Source organism: Pseudomonas sp. PVC-3-1 (assembly GCF_057444315.1).
In genome coordinates this window covers 932,294-948,422 of sequence record NZ_CM172023.1, presented here as the reverse complement: position 1 = coordinate 948,422, position 16,129 = coordinate 932,294, and the positions used below count along the sequence as shown (strand labels likewise).

Genomic DNA, 16,129 nt, shown 5'->3' with positions numbered 1-16,129 from the left:
GTCGGCGCCTGTTACTTGGCCGAAATCTTGATCAGCTTGGCATAGTAGAAGCCGTCGTGCCCCTTCTCCTGGGGGAACAACTGGCGACCGTGCGGCTGCTTGATGCCCCAGGGGCCGGGCAGGTCCAGCTCGCGGGCGCCGGGGGTGCGACCGAGGAACGCGGCGATCTGCTCGCTGTTTTCCTGCGGCATGACCGAACAGGTCGCGTAGACCATCACGCCGCCGACTTCGAGGGTCGCCCACAGTGCGTCGAGCAGTTCGCCCTGCAGCTGCGCCAGCGCCTCGATGTCTTCGGCGGTGCGGGTCAGCTTGATGTCCGGATGGCGGCGGATCACCCCAGTGGCGGAGCACGGGGCATCCAGCAGGATGCGCTGGAATGGCTTGCCGTCCCACCATTTGGCCGTGTCGCGGGCGTCGGCGGCGAACAACTGGGCGTCGAGCTGCAGGCGCGCGAGGTTCTCGCGAACGCGCACCAGGCGGCTTTCCTCCAGGTCCACGGCGACCACGCCGGCCAGTGCAGGTTCGGCTTCCATCAGGTGGCAGGTCTTGCCGCCGGGGGCGCAGCAGGCGTCCAGTACGCGCTGGTTCGGTGCCAGTTCCAGCAGGTCGGCGGCCAGTTGCGCGGCCTCGTCCTGCACGCTGACGCGGCCTTCGGCGAAGCCGGGCAGCTCGCGCACGTCGCACGGCTGCACGAGATTGATGCCGTCGCGGCTGAATTCGCAGGCGGTCGATTCGAAGCCGACGCGGTTCAGCTCCTCCAGATAGGCATCGCGGCTGCCGTGACGGCGGTTCACCCGCAGGGTCATCGGCGGATGGGCGTTGTTGGCGGCACAGATCGCTTCGAACTGTTCCGGCCAGGACTTCTTCAGGGCTTTCTGCAGCCAGCGCGGATGTGCCAGGCGTGCTGCCGGGTCCTTGTCGACCTCGGCGAGCAAGGTTTCGCTCTCGCGCTGGGCGCGGCGCAGCACGGCGTTGAGCAGACCCTTGGCCCAGGGCTTCTTCAGCTTGTCCGCGCAGCCGACGGTCTCGCCGATGGCCGCGTGGGGAGGAATGCGGGTGTAGAGCAGCTGGTACAGGCCGACCAGCAGCAGGGCCTCGACATCGCGGTCACCGGCCTTGAACGGCTTCTGCAGCAGGCGTGCGGCGAGGGTGGACAGGCGCGGCTGCCAGCGCGCGGCGCCGAAGGCCAGCTCCTGCACCAGGCCGCGGTCGCGCGGCTCGACGTTCTCCAGCTGGGTCGGCAGCGAGCTGCCCAGCGAAGCGCGGCCGGCGAGCACGGCGGCGAGGGCGCGAGCGGCCGCCAGACGGGGATTGGTGCTCATTGGCCCAGCACCTGTCCGGCGGCAAATTGCTCGCGGCGGCTATTGAACAGGTCGGCGAAGGCCAGTGGCTTGCCGCCGGGCAGTTGCAGGCGGGTCAGCAGCAGTGCGCCTTCACCGCAAGCAACCAGCAGGCCGTCACGGCGGGCGTCGAGGATCCTGCCGGGCTCGCCCTTGCCTTGTGCCGGCTTGGCACCGAGAACCTTCAGGGCTGCCTCGCCGAGAGTGGTGTGGCAGACCGGCCAGGGCGTGAAGGCGCGGATGCGGCGCTCCAGTTCGTCGGCCGGGCGCGACCAGTCGATGCGTGCCTCTTCCTTGTTCAACTTGTGCGCGTAGGTGGCCAGGGCATCGTCCTGCACTTCGCCCTCGAGCGTGCCGGCGGCGAGACCGGCAATGGCCTCGACCACGGCTTTCGGGCCGAGCTCGGCCAGACGGTCATGCAGGCTGCCGCCAGTGTCCTCGGCGGAAATCGGCGTGCTGACCTTGAGCAGCATCGGCCCGGTGTCCAGGCCGGCTTCCATCTGCATCACGGTGACACCGCTTTCGGCATCGCCCGCTTCCACCGCGCGCTGGATCGGCGCGGCGCCGCGCCAGCGCGGCAGCAGCGAGGCGTGGCTGTTGATGCAGCCCAGCCGCGGGATATCCAGCACCACTTGCGGCAGGATCAGCCCATAGGCCACCACCACCATCAGGTCCGGCTTGAGCGCGGCCAGTTCGGCCTGGGCGCCGGGATCGCGCAGGGTCGGCGGTTGCAGCACTGGCAAGCCATTCTCTACGGCGAGCTGCTTGACCGGGCTGGGCATCAGCTTCTGGCCGCGGCCGGCCGGGCGGTCCGGCTGGGTGTAGACGGCGACAATTTCGTGCGGCGTATCCAGCAGGGCCTTGAGGTGCTCGGCGGCGAATTCCGGCGTGCCGGCGAAGACGATGCGCAGTCTCTTGCTCATATCGAACTCACAAAAAAGCTCTCTATGAAAGAGCTGAGCGGGGGCTTGCCGGGGCAAGCCTCTGGGGATGGGTCACGCCTGTTGACGGTGCTGCTTTTCCAGCTTCTTGCGGATGCGGTCGCGCTTGAGGTTGGACAGGTAGTCGACGAACAGCTTGCCGTTCAAGTGATCGCACTCGTGCTGGATGCACACGGCGAGCAGACCCTCGGCGACTTCCTCGAACGGGTTGCCATCGCGGTCCTGGGCCTTGATCCGCACTTTCTGCGGACGGTCTACATTTTCGTAGAAGCCAGGCACGGACAGGCAGCCTTCCTGGTACTGGTCCATTTCCTCGGTGAGGTATTCGAACTCCGGGTTGATGTAGACCCGGGGTTCGGACTTGTCCTCGGACAGGTCCATCACCACGACGCGCTTGTGCACGTTGATCTGCGTCGCCGCAAGACCGATGCCCGGCGCCTCGTACATGGTCTCGAACATGTCGTCGATCAGTGTGCGCAGGGCGTCATCGAAGACCGTGACCGGCTTGGCGATGGTCCGCAGGCGCGGATCGGGGAATTCGAGAATGTTCAGAATGGCCATATACGTTTGTGATGCACTTGTGGAATAAAGTCAAAATCGGCTGCTAATATGCTGAGCAGCATCGAAAAACGGCTGGAAAGCGCGGTAGGGGCGGCTTCCAGGCGTTTCATGTGTACACATAATAAAGGGATTCACCGCATGAGGAAAACACTACTCGCCCTGCTGCTGCTCGCCGCAGGCGGGGTGGCGCAGGCTGCCGTGCAGCTCAAGGAAGGCCATCCGGATCGCTATACCGTAGTGAAGGGCGACACCCTCTGGGACATCTCCGGCAAGTTCCTCAGCAAGCCGTGGAAGTGGCCGGAAATCTGGCAGGTGAATCCGCAGATTCAAAACCCGCACCTGATCTACCCGGGTGACGTGCTGAGTCTTACGTACATCGATGGCCAGCCGCGCCTGATGCTCAACCGCGGCGAGTCGCGCGGGACCATCAAGCTGTCGCCGCGGGTGCGCAGCACCCCGATCGCCGAGGCGATCCCGACCATCCCGCTGGACAAGATCAATGCCTTCCTGCTTTCCAACCGCATCGTCGATAGCGATGCCGAGTTCTCCAACGCCCCTTACGTGGTCGCTGGTGATCAGGAGAGTGTGATCAGTGGCGCCGGTGATCGCGCCTATGCCCGTGGCAACTCGCTGTCCGAAGAAGGCAGCTACGGCATTTTCCGCCAGGCCAAAGTCTACACCGATCCGGAAACCAACGAGCTCCTGGGCATCGACGCCATGGATATCGGTGGCGCCAACGTCACGGCGAAGGAAGGCGATGTCGCCACCCTGAACGTGACCCGCTCGACCCAGGAAGTCCGTCCGGGCGACCGTCTGTTCCCCACCGAGGAGCGCGCGATCACCTCGACCTTCATGCCCAGCGAACCGAGCACCCCGATCAAGGGCACCATCATCGACGTACCGCGCGGCGTGACGCAGATCGGCAAGTACGACGTGGTGACCATCGACAAGGGTACCCGCGACGGCCTGGCCGAAGGCAACGTGCTGGCGATCTACAAGCTGGGTGAAACCGTGCGTGACCGCGTCACCGAAGAAATGGTGAAGATCCCGGACGAACGCTCGGGCCTGGTGATGATCTTCCGCACCTACAACCGCCTGAGCTACGGCCTGGTGCTGACCGCTACCCGCTCGCTGGAAGTCAACGACCGCGTCCTGAATCCCTGATGCGCGAGTGACTTGAAGAAAACCCCGCTTCGGCGGGGTTTTTTGTGGGCGCGATCCGGAAGGGTCCGACAGCGGGGGCGCTGCGCGGCGCGGCATAGTCCGGCAGTCTTCCCCACGCCAAGGATTGCGCCATGTCCGTTGACCCGACCCTCTCCCCGGCCGAGCTCGAAGCGCGGCTGCGCCTGCACGCGCTGCCCGAGTTGGGCCCTCGCCGCTTTCGCCGTCTGCTCGAAGCCTTCGGTTCGGCATCCGCCGCCTTGAGCGCGCCGGCTGCGGCGTGGCGCTCCCTGGGTCTGCCGGCTGCCTGTGCGCAGCCGCGCCGCGATGCCGGCATTCGTGAACAGGCTGCCGAGGCACTGCGCTGGCTGGAGGCGCCCGAGCATCATCTGGTCATGTGGGACGCGCCGGGTTATCCCGCGCTGCTGGCGGAGCTCAGTGATGCTCCACCGATGCTGTTCCTGGCCGGCGAGCCGAGCCTGCTGGAGCGACCGCAGTTGGCGATGGTCGGCAGTCGCCGGGCCAGCAAGCCAGGGCTGGACACCGCGCGGGCATTCGCCCGCAGCCTGGCTGGCGGCGGCTTCGTAATCACCAGTGGGCTGGCCCTGGGCATCGACGGCGCGGCCCATGAGGGAGCGCTGGAGAGCGGCGGGGGCACCGTCGCCGTGCTGGGCACGGGCCTGGAACATCTCTACCCGCGTCGTCACCTCGGGCTGGCGCAACGCATCGTCGAGAGCGGCGGCGCGGTGATTTCCGAGCTGCCGCTGAACTGTGCGCCGCAGGCGTCGAACTTCCCCCGGCGCAACCGGATCATCAGTGGCCTGGCCCTGGGCACCCTGGTGGTGGAGGCCAGCCCGTCCAGTGGGTCGCTGATCACGGCGCGCCTGGCTGCCGAACAGGGCCGCGAGGTCTATGCGATTCCCGGTTCGATCCATCACCCCGGCGCGCGCGGTTGCCACGAGCTGATCCGCCAGGGCGCAACGCTGGTGGAGACGGTCGAGCATATCCTCGAAGGTCTGCGGGGATGGACGCAGTGTGCGCCGGTGGTGGCACTCGCGCCTGAGATGCCGCCCCACCCCCTGGTCGACCTGCTCCGCGCGGCCCCGCAGAGCAGCGAGCAGCTGGCGTTGCGCAGCGGCCTGGAGCTGCCGCAGGTGCTGGTGGAGTTGACCGAACTGGAGCTGGACGGGCGGGTGGCCTGCGAGGCCGGCGTCTGGGTGCATCGCGCCCCTTGAGCACGTAAACTGCGGCGCATCGCAGATCCGAGGAATTCCCGATGTACAGTAACTGGCGTACCCAGCGCATGGCCCAGGTCGTGCGCGATGGCGGTGTGATCGCTTACCCGACCGAAGCCGTCTGGGGCCTGGGCTGCGACCCATGGAGCGCCGATGCCGTGTACCGCCTGCTGGCGATCAAGGCGCGCCCGGTGGAGAAGGGCATGATCGTGGTGGCTGGCGACATCCGCCAGTTCGACTTCCTTCTCGACGACCTGCCCGAAGCCTGGAAGGACAAGCTTGCCGCCAGTTGGCCCGGTCCGAACACCTGGCTGGTGCCGCACCAGGGTCGCCTGCCCGAGTGGGTGACCGGCGAGCACGATACCGTCGCCCTGCGCGTCACCGATCATCCGCTGGTGCGTGAGCTGTGCCGTTTTACCGGCCCGCTGATTTCCACGTCCGCCAACCCCGCCGGCCGCCCGGCCGCGCGTAGCCGCCTGCGCGTCGAGCAGTACTTCCGTGGCGAGCTGGATGGCGTGCTCGGCGGTGTCCTGGGCGGGCGCCGTAACCCGAGCCTGATTCGCGACCTGCGGACCGGAGAGACCGTTCGCCCGTCGTAAGGCGGATAACAGGGCGTCATTGGGTTCGCGAGCAAGCTCGCTCCTACAAGAGCGGAAGCTCCCTGTGGGAGCGAGCTTGCTCGCGAACGCTCTTTTGCCGTGATCAGGGCAGCAGAATCGTCGAGCCGGTGGTGCGCCGCGCTGCCAGCTCGGTCTGCGCCTTGGCAGCGTCGGCCAGGGCGAAGCGCTGGTTGATCTCCACCTTCACCTTGCCGCTGGTGATCATGCCGAACAGGTCGTCGGCCATGGCCTGCAGGCGTTCCGGCGTGCTGGCGTAACCGAACAGCGTCGGGCGGGTGACGTAGAGCGAGCCCTTCTGCGAGAGGATGCCCAGGTTCACCCCGTCCACCGGGCCGGAGGCATTGCCGAAGCTCACCACCAGACCGCGCTGCGCGGTGCAGTCCAGCGAGGTCAGCCAGGTGTCCTTGCCCACCGAGTCGTAGACCACCGGGCACTTCTTGCCGTCGGTCAGCGCCAGTACGCGCTCCACCACGTTCTCGTGGCTGTAGTCGATGGTTGCCCAGGCGCCGTGGGCTTTAGCCAGCTCGGCTTTGGCGGCTGAACTCACGGTGCCGATCAGGTGCGCGCCGATGGCCTTCGCCCACTGGCAGGCGATCAGCCCGACCCCACCGGCGGCCGCGTGCCAGAGGATGGTCTGGCCCGGCTGCACGTTGTAGGTCTGGCGCAGCAGGTACTGCACGGTCAGGCCCTTGAGCATGACGGCGGCGGCCTGCTCGAAGGTGATCGCATCGGGCAGCTTCACCACGCTGGCGGCCGGCAGCGTGTGCTGCTCGCAATACGCGCCGAGCGGGCCGGTGGCGTAGCCGACGCGGTCGCCGACTTTCACGCTGGTTACCGCGCTGCCCACCGCCTCCACCTCGCCGGCACCCTCGGTGCCGACTCCGGACGGCATGCTCGGCGCGGGATACAGGCCGCTGCGGTAGTAGGTGTCGATGAAGTTGAGGCCGATGGCCCGGTTGCGAACCCGCACCTCATTCGGGCCGGGTTCGGCCGGGGTGTAGTCGACGATTTCGAGGACTTCCGGGCCGCCGGTCTTGGCGAATTGAACACGCTTGGCCATGTCGCTCTCCTGATGGCGCGAGGCGCTGCCTCGCCGGGGAAAAGACTTTCATCCAAGCCGCCCGCATGACGGGCGTCAAGACCAGCTTTGCCCGCGGCGATGGTATGCTTGCGCCCGTTTTCGCCCCCAAATTTCGCTCCGGCCCGCGCCACGCGTGGCTTTCCCGCTCCAAGGTGATTCTCGTGACCGATCGCATCGAGGCCGTGAAGGCCTACCTGCTCGACCTGCAAGACCGCATCTGCGCCGCACTCGAAGCCGAGGACGGCAGCGCCCGCTTCATCGAGGATGCCTGGCAGCGGCCGGCAGGCGGCGGTGGTCGGACGCGGGTGATCGGCGACGGCGCGCTGATCGAGAAGGGCGGCGTGAACTTCTCCCACGTTTTCGGTGCCGGTTTGCCGCCGAGTGCCAGCGCGCACCGCCCGGAACTGGCCGGGCGCGGCTTCCAGGCGCTGGGCGTGTCGCTGGTGATCCACCCCACCAACCCGCACGTGCCGACTTCCCACGCCAACGTGCGCTTCTTCATCGCCGAGAAGGAAGGTGAAGAGGCTGTGTGGTGGTTCGGCGGTGGCTTCGACCTGACGCCCTACTACGCCCATGAAGAAGACTGCGTGCTCTGGCACCAGGTCGCCCGCGACGCCTGCGCGCCCTTCGGCGAGGATGTCTACCCGCGCTACAAGGAATGGTGTGACCGCTACTTCCACATCAAGCACCGCAACGAACCGCGCGGTGTGGGCGGCCTGTTCTTCGACGACCTGAACCAGTGGGACTTCGACACCAGCTTCGCCTTCCTGCGCGCCATCGGCGATGCCTACATCGACGCCTACCTGCCCATCGTGCGCAAGCGCAAGGACACCCCCTATACCGAGCAGCAGCGCGAGTTCCAGGCCTTCCGCCGCGGCCGCTACGTCGAGTTCAACCTGGTCTATGACCGTGGCACCCTGTTCGGCCTGCAGTCGGGCGGGCGCACCGAGTCGATCCTCATGTCGCTGCCGCCGCAGGTGCGCTGGGGGTACGACTGGAAGCCGGAGCCGGGCAGCGAGGAAGCGCGCCTGACCGAGTACTTCCTCACCGATCGCGACTGGTTGGGCCAGGCCTGACCTTCGCTTTTCGGGCGGTTCGCGAGCAAGCTCGCTCCTACAAGTAGCCCCGAAGCTGCTCTTATAGGAGCGAGCTTGCTCGCGAACACCGTCTGGCACCGAAGTGGAAAAACCGGCACTCTCTCGGCCTTTCGATTGTCACGCCCCAGGACTTCCCATGGACCGCTACTGCGTCTTCGGCAACCCCATCGGCCACAGCAAATCGCCGCAGATCCACCGCCTGTTCGCCGAGCAGACCGGCCAGGCGCTGAGCTATGACGCGCGGCTGGCGCCGCTGGACGACTTCGCCGGGAACGCCCGTGAGTTCTTCGAACAGGGCCTGGGCGGCAACGTCACCGTGCCGTTCAAGGAAGACGCCTACCGCCTGGCCACCGAGCTGAGCGAGCGTGCGCGGCGGGCCGGCGCGGTGAATACGTTGAAGAAGCTCGAAGGCGGTGGACTGCTGGGCGACAACACCGATGGCGCCGGGCTGACCCGCGACCTGACGGTGAACCACGGCGTCGCCCTGCATGGTGCGCGCATTCTCGTGCTGGGGGCCGGCGGCGCCGTGCGCGGCATTCTCGAACCCTTCCTCGCCGAGCAGCCGGCTTGCATCGTGATTGCCAACCGTACGGCGGAAAAGGCCGAGCAACTCGCGGAAGAGTTCAAGGATCTGGGCGGCGTGCGCGGCGGCGGTTTCGACTTGAAGGACGAGCCCTTCGACCTGATCGTCAACGGCACCTCGGCTTCCCTGGCCGGCGAGCTGCCGCCCATCGACCCGGCGCTGATCAAGCCGGGCCACACCGTCTGCTACGACATGATGTACGGCAAGGACGTGACTGCCTTCAACCGCTGGGCCGCCGAACACGGCGCGGCGCGCTGCATCGACGGGCTGGGAATGCTGGTGGAGCAGGCGGCGGAAGCCTTCCTGCTGTGGCGCGGCGTACGGCCGAATTCGGCGCCGGTCCTCGATGAGTTGCGCCGTCAGCTGAAGGGTTGATCGCGTAAATCCGCTGACACGATTGATGGTGCGGTGGGGCTTATGTAGGAGCGAGCTTGCTCGCGAACCACGCCCCAGCATCTGAGTCGCCGGAGAATTTGTTCGCGAGCAAGCTCGCTCCTACAGATGAAGCCCGGCTCTATTCCTCGACCTGCAACACCCCACCCTTCCCCATCTGCTTTTCCAGCTCCGCGCGCACCCGTGGCCGGGCGTTGCGCAGGACCAGGCTGCGGCCTTCGCTCGCGAGGCGGCGGGCTTCCTGCTGCAGCATCTGCGCGCCGGCAAAGTCGATGAAGTTCACGTGGTGGGCATCCAGCACCAGGCGTTCGCTGCGGCTGTGCTGCATCCGTTTCTGCAGGTAATCGCAGGCGCCGAAGAAGATCGAGCCTTCGATGCGCAGCACCTCTTCGTCCCCCCTCTCCCACTGCTGTACGCGTGGCTGCGAGGTGCGTTTGAGGTAGAAGAACAGCGAGGCCAGCACGCCGGCGTAGACGGCGTTCTGCAGCGGCAGCAGCAAGGTCGCGGCGAGGGTCAGCAGCATCACCAGGGATTCCGCGCGGCTGCCTTTCCACAGTGCGCGCAGGGCAGGCCGATCAATCAGGTTCCAGCAGATCAGCAGGATGCCGGCGGCCATGGCTGGCAGCGGGATGTGCGTGATCAGGCCGGCGCCGGCCACGGCCAGCAGCGCAACCCACAGTGCGGAGAAGACCCCGGCCAGCGGCGTGCGCGCGCCCGCTTCCTGGTTCAGCCCGGAACGGGTGAAGGAGCCGGCGGACAGCGTGCCGGACAGCCACGGTCCGATCAGGTTGGACAACCCTTGCGCACGCGCTTCCTGATTGGCATCCAGCGCCTGGTGCGAGCGCGCGGCCAGCGCGCGGGCAATCGACAGGCTGGTGACCAGCCCGAGCATGCCGCAGGCGACGGCGGCAGGGAGCAACTGGGCGATGGCGGACAGATCGAACGACAACGGGCTGAGCGGCGGCAGTGCGCTACGGAAGGCGGTCACCCTGGCGACCTCGGCAAAGGTCGTCGGCATCGCCCAGACCAGCGCGCTGGCGCCGAACAGGCCGACCAGCAATGCCGGCCCGCGTCGCCACAGGCACTTCACCACGAGGCTCAGCGCCAGGCTGACCCATCCCACCAGCAGCGAAGGCCCATGGAACTGCGGCAGCTTCCACCAGAGTGCGGCGGCGCTGGTCAGCGCCGTGCCCTGCCCCGCAGCACTGATGCCGAGCAGGTAAGGCAACTGGCCGATCACGATTACCAGCGCAGCGCCGCAGGTGAAACCGAGCAGCACCGAGTGCGAGACGAAATTCACCAGCACGCCGAAGCGCAACAGGCCCAGCAGCCACTGGAACAGCCCGGCGAGGAAGGTCAGCAGCAGCGCATACTGGATGAACTGCGTGCTGCCCGGCGCGGCCAGTGGTGCGATGGCGGTGAACAGCACCACCGAGATCGCCGCAGTGGGCCCGCCAACCATATGCTTCGACGAACCCCACAGGCAGGCGATCAGCACCGGCAGCATCGCCGCGTAGAGCCCGTACTCCGCCGGAAGTCCGGCGATCAGCGCGTAGGCCATGGACTGCGGCAGGGCGAGCACCGCGCCGGATAGGCCCACGCCCAGGTCACGACGCACATCGCGCCCGCTGACCCGGGGCAGCCAGGCGAGGAAGGGCAGCAGGCGGATCAGGCGCTCCATCGACGGCCTACAGCTTGCCCTTCACGGCCGCCAGGGCGTCGCCGCCATCGCGGGTCTTCACGCCTTGCAGCCAGGTGTCGAGGCTCTGCGGGTTGGCCTTGATCCAGGCCTTCACCGCGTCGGCGTTCTTCACGTTTTTTTCCAGCACCTCGGCCATTATGGCGTTCTCCATCTTCAGGTCGAAGGACAGGTTGGCCAGCAGCTTCCCGCTGTTCGGGCACTGCTCGGTGTAGCCGTTGCGGGTGACGGTGAACACGTTGCCGGTGCTGCCGAAGTACTTCTCGCCGCCGGTGAGGTACTTCATGTCGACCTTCACGTTCATCGGGTGCGGCGTCCAGCCGAGGAATACCACCCAGCGCTCGCGCTTCACCGCGCGGCCCACCTCGGCGAGCATCGCCTGTTCGCTGGATTCCACCAGCTTCCAGTCGCCCAGGCCGAATTCGTCGCCGCTGATCATCTTCTGGATCGACTGGTTGGCCGGTGCGCCGGAGCCGATGCCGTAGATTTTCTTGTTGAACTGGTCGGCGTGCTGGTCCAGGTCGGCGAAGGTTTTTACTCCGGCATTCCACACGTAGGTCGGCACGGCCAGGGTGAACTCGGTGCCTTCGAGGTTTTTTGCCAGTTGGGTGACCTGCTTGCTGGCGATGAACTGGTCATGGAAACCCTGCTGCGCCGGCATCCAGTTGCCGAGGAAGGCGTCCACCTGGCCGTCGCGCAAACCGCCGTAGGTGATGGGCACCGACAGAGTGTCGATCTTCACCTGGTAGCCCAGGCCTTCGAGCAGGAAGGCGGCGATGCCGTTGGTGACGGCGATGTCGGTCCAGCCCGGATCGGCCAGCTTCACCGTACTGCAGGCTTCATCTTCGGCCCAGGCCAGCGGACCGCCCAGCGCGAGTGCGCCGGCCAGCAACAACGTCGATGCGTGTCGTACGGTGAATAGCTTGGTCATGCTCCCTTCCCCTTCGGCTTGTTGTGGTTGTTATTTCGGTTGCGGATAGCGGGCGCGGCGCTCCAGATCGTCGAGGTCGATGTGGTTGCGCATGTACTGCTGGCTGGCGTCGACCATGGGCTGGTGGTCCCAGCTTTTCAGCGTGCCGTGGGTCAGCGCGTCGGCCACCAGCCGGCGGCGACGCTGGCTCGCCAGCACCCGTTGCGTGATGGCGGAGATATCCCAGCGGGCGCGTGCCTCACCCAGCAGGTCGCGTACCAGGGTGGCGTGGGCGGGCGAGTCCATGAGGTTTTCCAGTTCGCGCGGGTCGTTCTTCACGTCGAACAGCAGGCATGGGTCCTGTTCCGAGTAGATGAACTTGAAGTCACCGCGACGGATCATCATCAGCGGGCTGACGGTGCCTTCGGCGGTGTATTCGCCGATCACCTCGTCATGGCCGCCTGCGCCTTGCAGGTGTGGCAGCAGCGAGCGGCCGTCGAGATCGATGCCAGGTTCGAGCTGCCCGCCGGCCAGCTCGACGAGGGTTGGCAGCAGGTCCACGGTGGATACCGACTGGCTGACCCGATGCGGGGCGAAACGCTTGGGCGCGTGCACCAGCAGCGGTACGCGGGCGGCCATCTCGAACCAGTGCATCTTGTACCAGAGGCCGCGCTCGCCGAGCATGTCGCCGTGGTCGCCGGAGAACACGATCAGCGTGTCTTCACTCAGGCCGCAATCTTCCAGGGTGCGCAGCAGCGCGCCGATCTGCGCGTCGACATAGCTGCAGGCGCCGAAGTAGGCGCGGCGCGCGGCGCGGACTTTCTCTTCGGGCATTTCCTGGCCCCACAGGTCGATCACCTTCAGTAGCCGCTGGGAATGCGGGTCCTGCTTACCCTGGGCGATCTGCACCGAGGGCAGCGGGACGTCCTCGTCGCGGTACAGGTCCCAGTATTCGCGCCCGATGGTGTAGGGGTCGTGCGGGTGGGTCATGGACACGGTGAGGCAGAACGGCTGCTCGGGGTGTTCACGCACATGGTCGTAGAGGTACTGGCGCGCCTTGAACACCACTTCCTCGTCGAAATCGAGCTGGTTGGTGCGCACGCACGGGCCGGCCTGCAGCACCGAGGACATATTGTGGTACCAGCTCGGGCGCACGTCCGGCTCGTCCCAGTTCACCGCCCAGCCGTAGTCGGCGGGGTAGATGTCGCTGGTCAGGCGTTCCTCGTAGCCGTGCAACTGGTCCGGGCCGCAGAAGTGCATCTTGCCCGAGAGCGCGGTGCGGTAGCCCAGGCGCCGCAGGTAGTGCGCATAGGTGGGAATGTCGGCGGCAAACTCCGCGGCGTTGTCCCAGGCGCCGATCCTGGTCGGTAACTGGCCGCTTACCAGAGTGAAGCGCGAGGGCGCGCAGAGCGGGCTGTTGCAGTAGGCCGAGTCGAACACCACGCCTTCACCGGCGAGGCGCGAGAGGTTGGGCAGCTTGATCGGCGACTGGGTGTCGTAGAAGGGCAGGAGCGGCGCGGCCATCTGGTCGGCCATGATGAAGAGGATGTTCGGGCGCTGGCGCTTCATGGCGTTGGGCTTATCCTGTTGGCGCTGTTATGGGATTCTGTGCGGTATGAGTCTGTTGGTTGATGGATAGAGGGTAAAGCGCATGGTGCGGCATGCTTCGGATAACGCCTGCTTATGTGAAAGAAAGCCATGAGCGTGCCGCTGGAACTGCTGCGCGTGTTCGAGTCCGCCGCCCGGCTGCTCAGCTTCACCGCCGCCGCCGGCGAGCTGGGCACCACCCAGCCGGCGGTCAGCCAGCAGATCAAGCGCCTGGAGAAACTCCTCGCCGTGCGTCTGTTCGACCGTATCCACCGCGGCATCGCCCTCACCGAAAGCGGACAGGTGCTACAGCAGCACGTTCAGGCCGGGTTGGAGAGCATCGACGCCGGTATCGCCGCCATCACCGCCAAGCATCCCCACGAGGTGCTGCAGGTCGCCACCGACTTCGCCTTTGCCGCCTACTGGCTGATGCCGCGCCTGCCGCGCTTCCGGCAGGCCCATCCGGAGCTGGATGTCGGGCTGATCAGCAGCGACCGTAGTCCGATCTCCTTGCGTAGCGATATCGACGTCGCCATCGCCTTCGGTGATGGGCGCTTCAAGCATGGCGAGGCGTTGCGCCTGTTCAGCGAGGAAGTCTTCCCGGTGTGCAGTCCGCGGCTGCTGGAAGGCCGCGAGCTGCCACTGTCGCCCCAGGCGCTTACGACGTTGCCGACGTTGCACCTGAAGCCCGAAGCCTCCAGCCGCTGGTTCGACTGGGCCGGCGTCTATCGCCAGCTGGGCATCGACTCGGCGCCGGGCCCGGCCGGGCTGCGTTTCGACAACTACACCCTGCTGATCCAGGCGGCCATCGCCGGGCAGGGTGTGGCCATCGGTTGGCGGCACCTGGTCGACGAATTGCTGGAGCAGGGGTTACTGTGCCGGCCCATTGCCGGAGCGTTGCAATCGCGTTTCGGCTATTACGCCGTGCTGCCCGAACGCAAACGGCGCATGCGCCTGGTGCAGCGTTTCGTCGATTGGCTGCAGGCTGAACTGGAGCAGGACCGATGACCGAGATTCAGGACTTCCACGCCCACGTCTATTTCGACGCTGGCAATATCGAGCGCGCCCGTGCGCTGTGCGAAGAGGCGGCACGCCGCTTCGGCGCAAGGATGGGCCGTGTCCACGAACGACCGGTCGGCCCGCACCCGGACTGGAGTTGCCAACTGGCCTTCGACAACGCCACCTTCGCCACCCTGGTGCCGTGGCTGGCGCTGAACCGCGATGGCCTGGTGATCTTCGTCCACCCCAACACCGGCAACGATCTGCGCGACCACCGCGACTACGCCATGTGGATGGGCGAAGTGCGCCCGCTGGACCTTTCGCAGTTCACGAGCTGACACGCTTTTGCATTCGATAATAATTCTCGATTCGGTGTATGCTGCCGTCCCTTCGCATCGGTCTGACAGACGTTGGCCGGTTTTTCGGGGTATTTCGGCCATCATGCGGCGCTTCGCTTCCTCCTCCCTGCTGCAGAGCTTCCAGGCGCATTACGCGGACCTGATGCGCTTCCTCGCCCGCAGGCTGGGAGACAACCAGCGCGCTGCCGACGTCGCCCAGGACACCTGGCTGCGTCTGGCCGACCATCCTGCCGAAGCCGAGGTGCAGGACCCGCGTGCCTACCTGTTCCGCGTCGCCGGCAATATCGCCATCGACAATCTTCGCCGCGAGGGCCGGCTGGCCGAGTTGCATGTCGATGAAGCCGCCGCCAGCGACCTGAGCGACCCCGCCTCCGGGCTGGAGCATCGTCTGCTCGCCCATGAGGCGCTGGAACATCTGGACGCCGCGCTCGACCAGTTGCCGTCGAAGGCCCGCGAAGCGCTGCTGATGAACCGCCTCGACGGCCTCACCCATGCGCAGATCGCCCAGCGTCTGGGAGTGTCGGAGAGCATGGTGGGCAAGTACATCGTCCAGGCCATGCGCCATTGCCGTGACTGGGCGCAGCGCCAGGGGGACGCGCCATGAGCGGCGTCGAACAGAACCTGCTGGGCGATGAAGCCATCGAGCGCCTGGTGCACCTGCAGTCGGGAAGCGCCGGGGCCGCCGAACGCATGGAGTTCCTGCGCTGGCGCGGGCAGAGCCCGGAACACGAGCGCGCCGCCCGTGAGGCCGAGATGTTGTGGGGCGCGCTGCCGGAAACCCGCACTGCCGAGGAGTACCGCCGTCGCGCCCGGCGTCCGCGTCGCTGGCTGGCGCTGGCCGCGACGGCCTGTGTCGCGGCGCTCGCCGTCACCATCGCGCTGCCCGAACCGCTGGCCGGGCTGTACTCCGATTACGCGACGCGCACCGGCGAGCGGCGGATGCTGGAGCTGGCCGACGGCAGCCGCGTGTGGCTGAACAGCGGCAGCGCGTTGTCCGTGGACTTCAGCCCGCAGCAGCGGCGCCTGCGTTTGCACAGCGGCGAAGCCTTGTTCGAAGTGGCGAAGGACGCGTCGCGGCCCTTCATAGTCGAAGCCAAGGGCGGCGAAGTGCGCGCCGTGGGCACGCGCTTCGATGTGGACAGCCGTGGGCCACAGGTGCGCGTGGATGTAACCGAAGGCGTGGTGCAGGTGAACAGTGCCGGAAGCGCGCCGGTGCGGCTGTCCGCCGGCGAGCGACTGAGTTACCGCGAGGCCGCCGTGCCGGAGCCAGTGCAGCCCCTGGACCTGTCCAGCGCCAGTGCCTGGCAGCGCGGCAAGCTGATCTTCAACCAGCGCCCGCTGGGCGAAGTGCTCGATGAACTGGAGCGCTACGTGCCCGGCCGCATCGTGCTGACCGACAGCGCGCTGCGCCAGCACAAGGTCAGCGGCGTGTTCGACCTCAAGGACCCGGATGCCTTGCTCAAGACTCTGGAGCGTTTGCAGCCGGTGAAGGTCACCCATATGCCCTGGCTGGTGCTGATCCGCCCCGCCCCAAAAACCTGACGTCGCGCTTTTCGTAGGAGC

The 16,129-nt window shown here is 66.7% G+C and carries 16 protein-coding genes; 9 read left to right on the top strand and 7 right to left on the bottom strand.

Translation table 11 applies throughout. From position 1 onward, the window contains the following. Positions 1 to 11: 11 nt before the first annotated feature. The 3 genes from rsmB to def all read right to left on the bottom strand — a co-directional run bounded on the left by rsmB (position 12) and on the right by def (position 2,842). Positions 12 to 1,322: a 16S rRNA (cytosine(967)-C(5))-methyltransferase RsmB gene (rsmB, locus tag AC2T4A_RS04570; protein ID WP_486742816.1), complete on the bottom strand. Its 1,311-nt coding sequence runs from the start codon at positions 1,320 to 1,322 to the stop codon at positions 12 to 14. Then, positions 1,319 to 2,263, bottom strand: coding sequence for a methionyl-tRNA formyltransferase (gene fmt / locus AC2T4A_RS04565; RefSeq protein ID WP_486742815.1), 945 nt, complete (start codon positions 2,261 to 2,263; stop codon positions 1,319 to 1,321). Before fmt ends, rsmB begins: the two co-directional genes overlap by 4 nt. Before the next feature lie 72 nt (positions 2,264 to 2,335). Next, a complete protein-coding gene (def, locus tag AC2T4A_RS04560; protein ID WP_017518883.1) occupies positions 2,336 to 2,842 on the bottom strand; it encodes a peptide deformylase in 507 nt (168 codons plus the stop codon). A 138-nt stretch (positions 2,843 to 2,980) separates the two neighbouring features. Between def and AC2T4A_RS04555 the strand changes: the two genes are divergently transcribed. The 3 genes from AC2T4A_RS04555 to tsaC all read left to right on the top strand — a co-directional run bounded on the left by AC2T4A_RS04555 (position 2,981) and on the right by tsaC (position 5,837). Then, complete coding sequence (locus AC2T4A_RS04555; protein ID WP_416744091.1) at positions 2,981 to 4,006, top strand: LysM peptidoglycan-binding domain-containing protein; 1,026 nt, start codon at positions 2,981 to 2,983, stop codon at positions 4,004 to 4,006. A gap of 131 nt (positions 4,007 to 4,137) precedes the next feature. Then, positions 4,138 to 5,238 (top strand): DNA-processing protein DprA, encoded by a 1,101-nt coding sequence (gene dprA / locus AC2T4A_RS04550; RefSeq protein WP_486742814.1) that lies wholly within the window; start codon positions 4,138 to 4,140, stop codon positions 5,236 to 5,238. Between the two features lie 41 nt (positions 5,239 to 5,279). Then, complete coding sequence (gene tsaC, locus AC2T4A_RS04545) at positions 5,280 to 5,837, top strand: L-threonylcarbamoyladenylate synthase type 1 TsaC (protein ID WP_486742813.1); 558 nt, start codon at positions 5,280 to 5,282, stop codon at positions 5,835 to 5,837. A 103-nt stretch (positions 5,838 to 5,940) separates the two neighbouring features. On the opposite strand, the gene AC2T4A_RS04540 is transcribed toward tsaC, so the two are convergent. Next, positions 5,941 to 6,918: an NADPH:quinone reductase gene (locus AC2T4A_RS04540; RefSeq protein ID WP_486742812.1), complete on the bottom strand. Its 978-nt coding sequence runs from the start codon at positions 6,916 to 6,918 to the stop codon at positions 5,941 to 5,943. A gap of 182 nt (positions 6,919 to 7,100) precedes the next feature. Between AC2T4A_RS04540 and hemF the strand changes: the two genes are divergently transcribed. Together hemF and aroE are read left to right on the top strand one after the other, a co-directional pair. Further along, positions 7,101 to 8,015 carry an oxygen-dependent coproporphyrinogen oxidase gene (hemF, locus tag AC2T4A_RS04535; protein WP_478376918.1) on the top strand — a complete coding sequence of 305 codons (915 nt, stop codon included), beginning with the start codon at positions 7,101 to 7,103 and terminating at the stop codon, positions 8,013 to 8,015. A gap of 157 nt (positions 8,016 to 8,172) precedes the next feature. After that, on the top strand, positions 8,173 to 8,994 hold the full coding sequence (gene aroE, locus AC2T4A_RS04530; RefSeq protein WP_486742811.1) for a shikimate dehydrogenase: 822 nt from the start codon (positions 8,173 to 8,175) through the stop codon (positions 8,992 to 8,994). Between the two features lie 139 nt (positions 8,995 to 9,133). Here the strand turns inward: aroE and AC2T4A_RS04525 are convergent, their stop codons facing one another. From AC2T4A_RS04525 to betC, 3 genes are read right to left on the bottom strand one after another with little or no spacing between them, the layout of a single operon-like run. After that, positions 9,134 to 10,693 carry a SulP family inorganic anion transporter gene (locus AC2T4A_RS04525; RefSeq protein ID WP_486742810.1) on the bottom strand — a complete coding sequence of 520 codons (1,560 nt, stop codon included), beginning with the start codon at positions 10,691 to 10,693 and terminating at the stop codon, positions 9,134 to 9,136. Between the two features lie 7 nt (positions 10,694 to 10,700). Further along, positions 10,701 to 11,642, bottom strand: coding sequence for a choline ABC transporter substrate-binding protein (locus AC2T4A_RS04520; protein ID WP_486742809.1), 942 nt, complete (start codon positions 11,640 to 11,642; stop codon positions 10,701 to 10,703). 30 nt (positions 11,643 to 11,672) lie between these two features. Continuing rightward, the gene (gene betC / locus AC2T4A_RS04515; RefSeq protein ID WP_486742808.1) at positions 11,673 to 13,190 is read right to left on the bottom strand and encodes a choline-sulfatase; all 1,518 of its coding nucleotides are present in this window, start codon (positions 13,188 to 13,190) and stop codon (positions 11,673 to 11,675) included. Positions 13,191 to 13,319: 129 nt separating this feature from the next. Here betC and AC2T4A_RS04510 point away from each other — a divergent pair, with 129 nt between their 5' ends. From AC2T4A_RS04510 to AC2T4A_RS04495, 4 genes are all read left to right on the top strand, one after another. Further along, positions 13,320 to 14,216 (top strand): choline sulfate utilization transcriptional regulator, encoded by an 897-nt coding sequence (locus tag AC2T4A_RS04510; RefSeq protein ID WP_416744078.1) that lies wholly within the window; start codon positions 13,320 to 13,322, stop codon positions 14,214 to 14,216. Next, positions 14,213 to 14,545 carry a DOPA 4,5-dioxygenase family protein gene (locus AC2T4A_RS04505; protein WP_486742807.1) on the top strand — a complete coding sequence of 111 codons (333 nt, stop codon included), beginning with the start codon at positions 14,213 to 14,215 and terminating at the stop codon, positions 14,543 to 14,545. The genes AC2T4A_RS04510 and AC2T4A_RS04505 overlap by 4 nt, the downstream gene beginning before the upstream one ends. 103 nt (positions 14,546 to 14,648) lie before the next feature. Continuing rightward, complete coding sequence (locus AC2T4A_RS04500; protein ID WP_416744074.1) at positions 14,649 to 15,170, top strand: sigma-70 family RNA polymerase sigma factor; 522 nt, start codon at positions 14,649 to 14,651, stop codon at positions 15,168 to 15,170. Then, positions 15,167 to 16,108 (top strand): FecR family protein, encoded by a 942-nt coding sequence (locus AC2T4A_RS04495; protein ID WP_486742806.1) that lies wholly within the window; start codon positions 15,167 to 15,169, stop codon positions 16,106 to 16,108. Before AC2T4A_RS04500 ends, AC2T4A_RS04495 begins: the two co-directional genes overlap by 4 nt. The last annotated feature ends 21 nt before the right edge of the window (positions 16,109 to 16,129 follow it).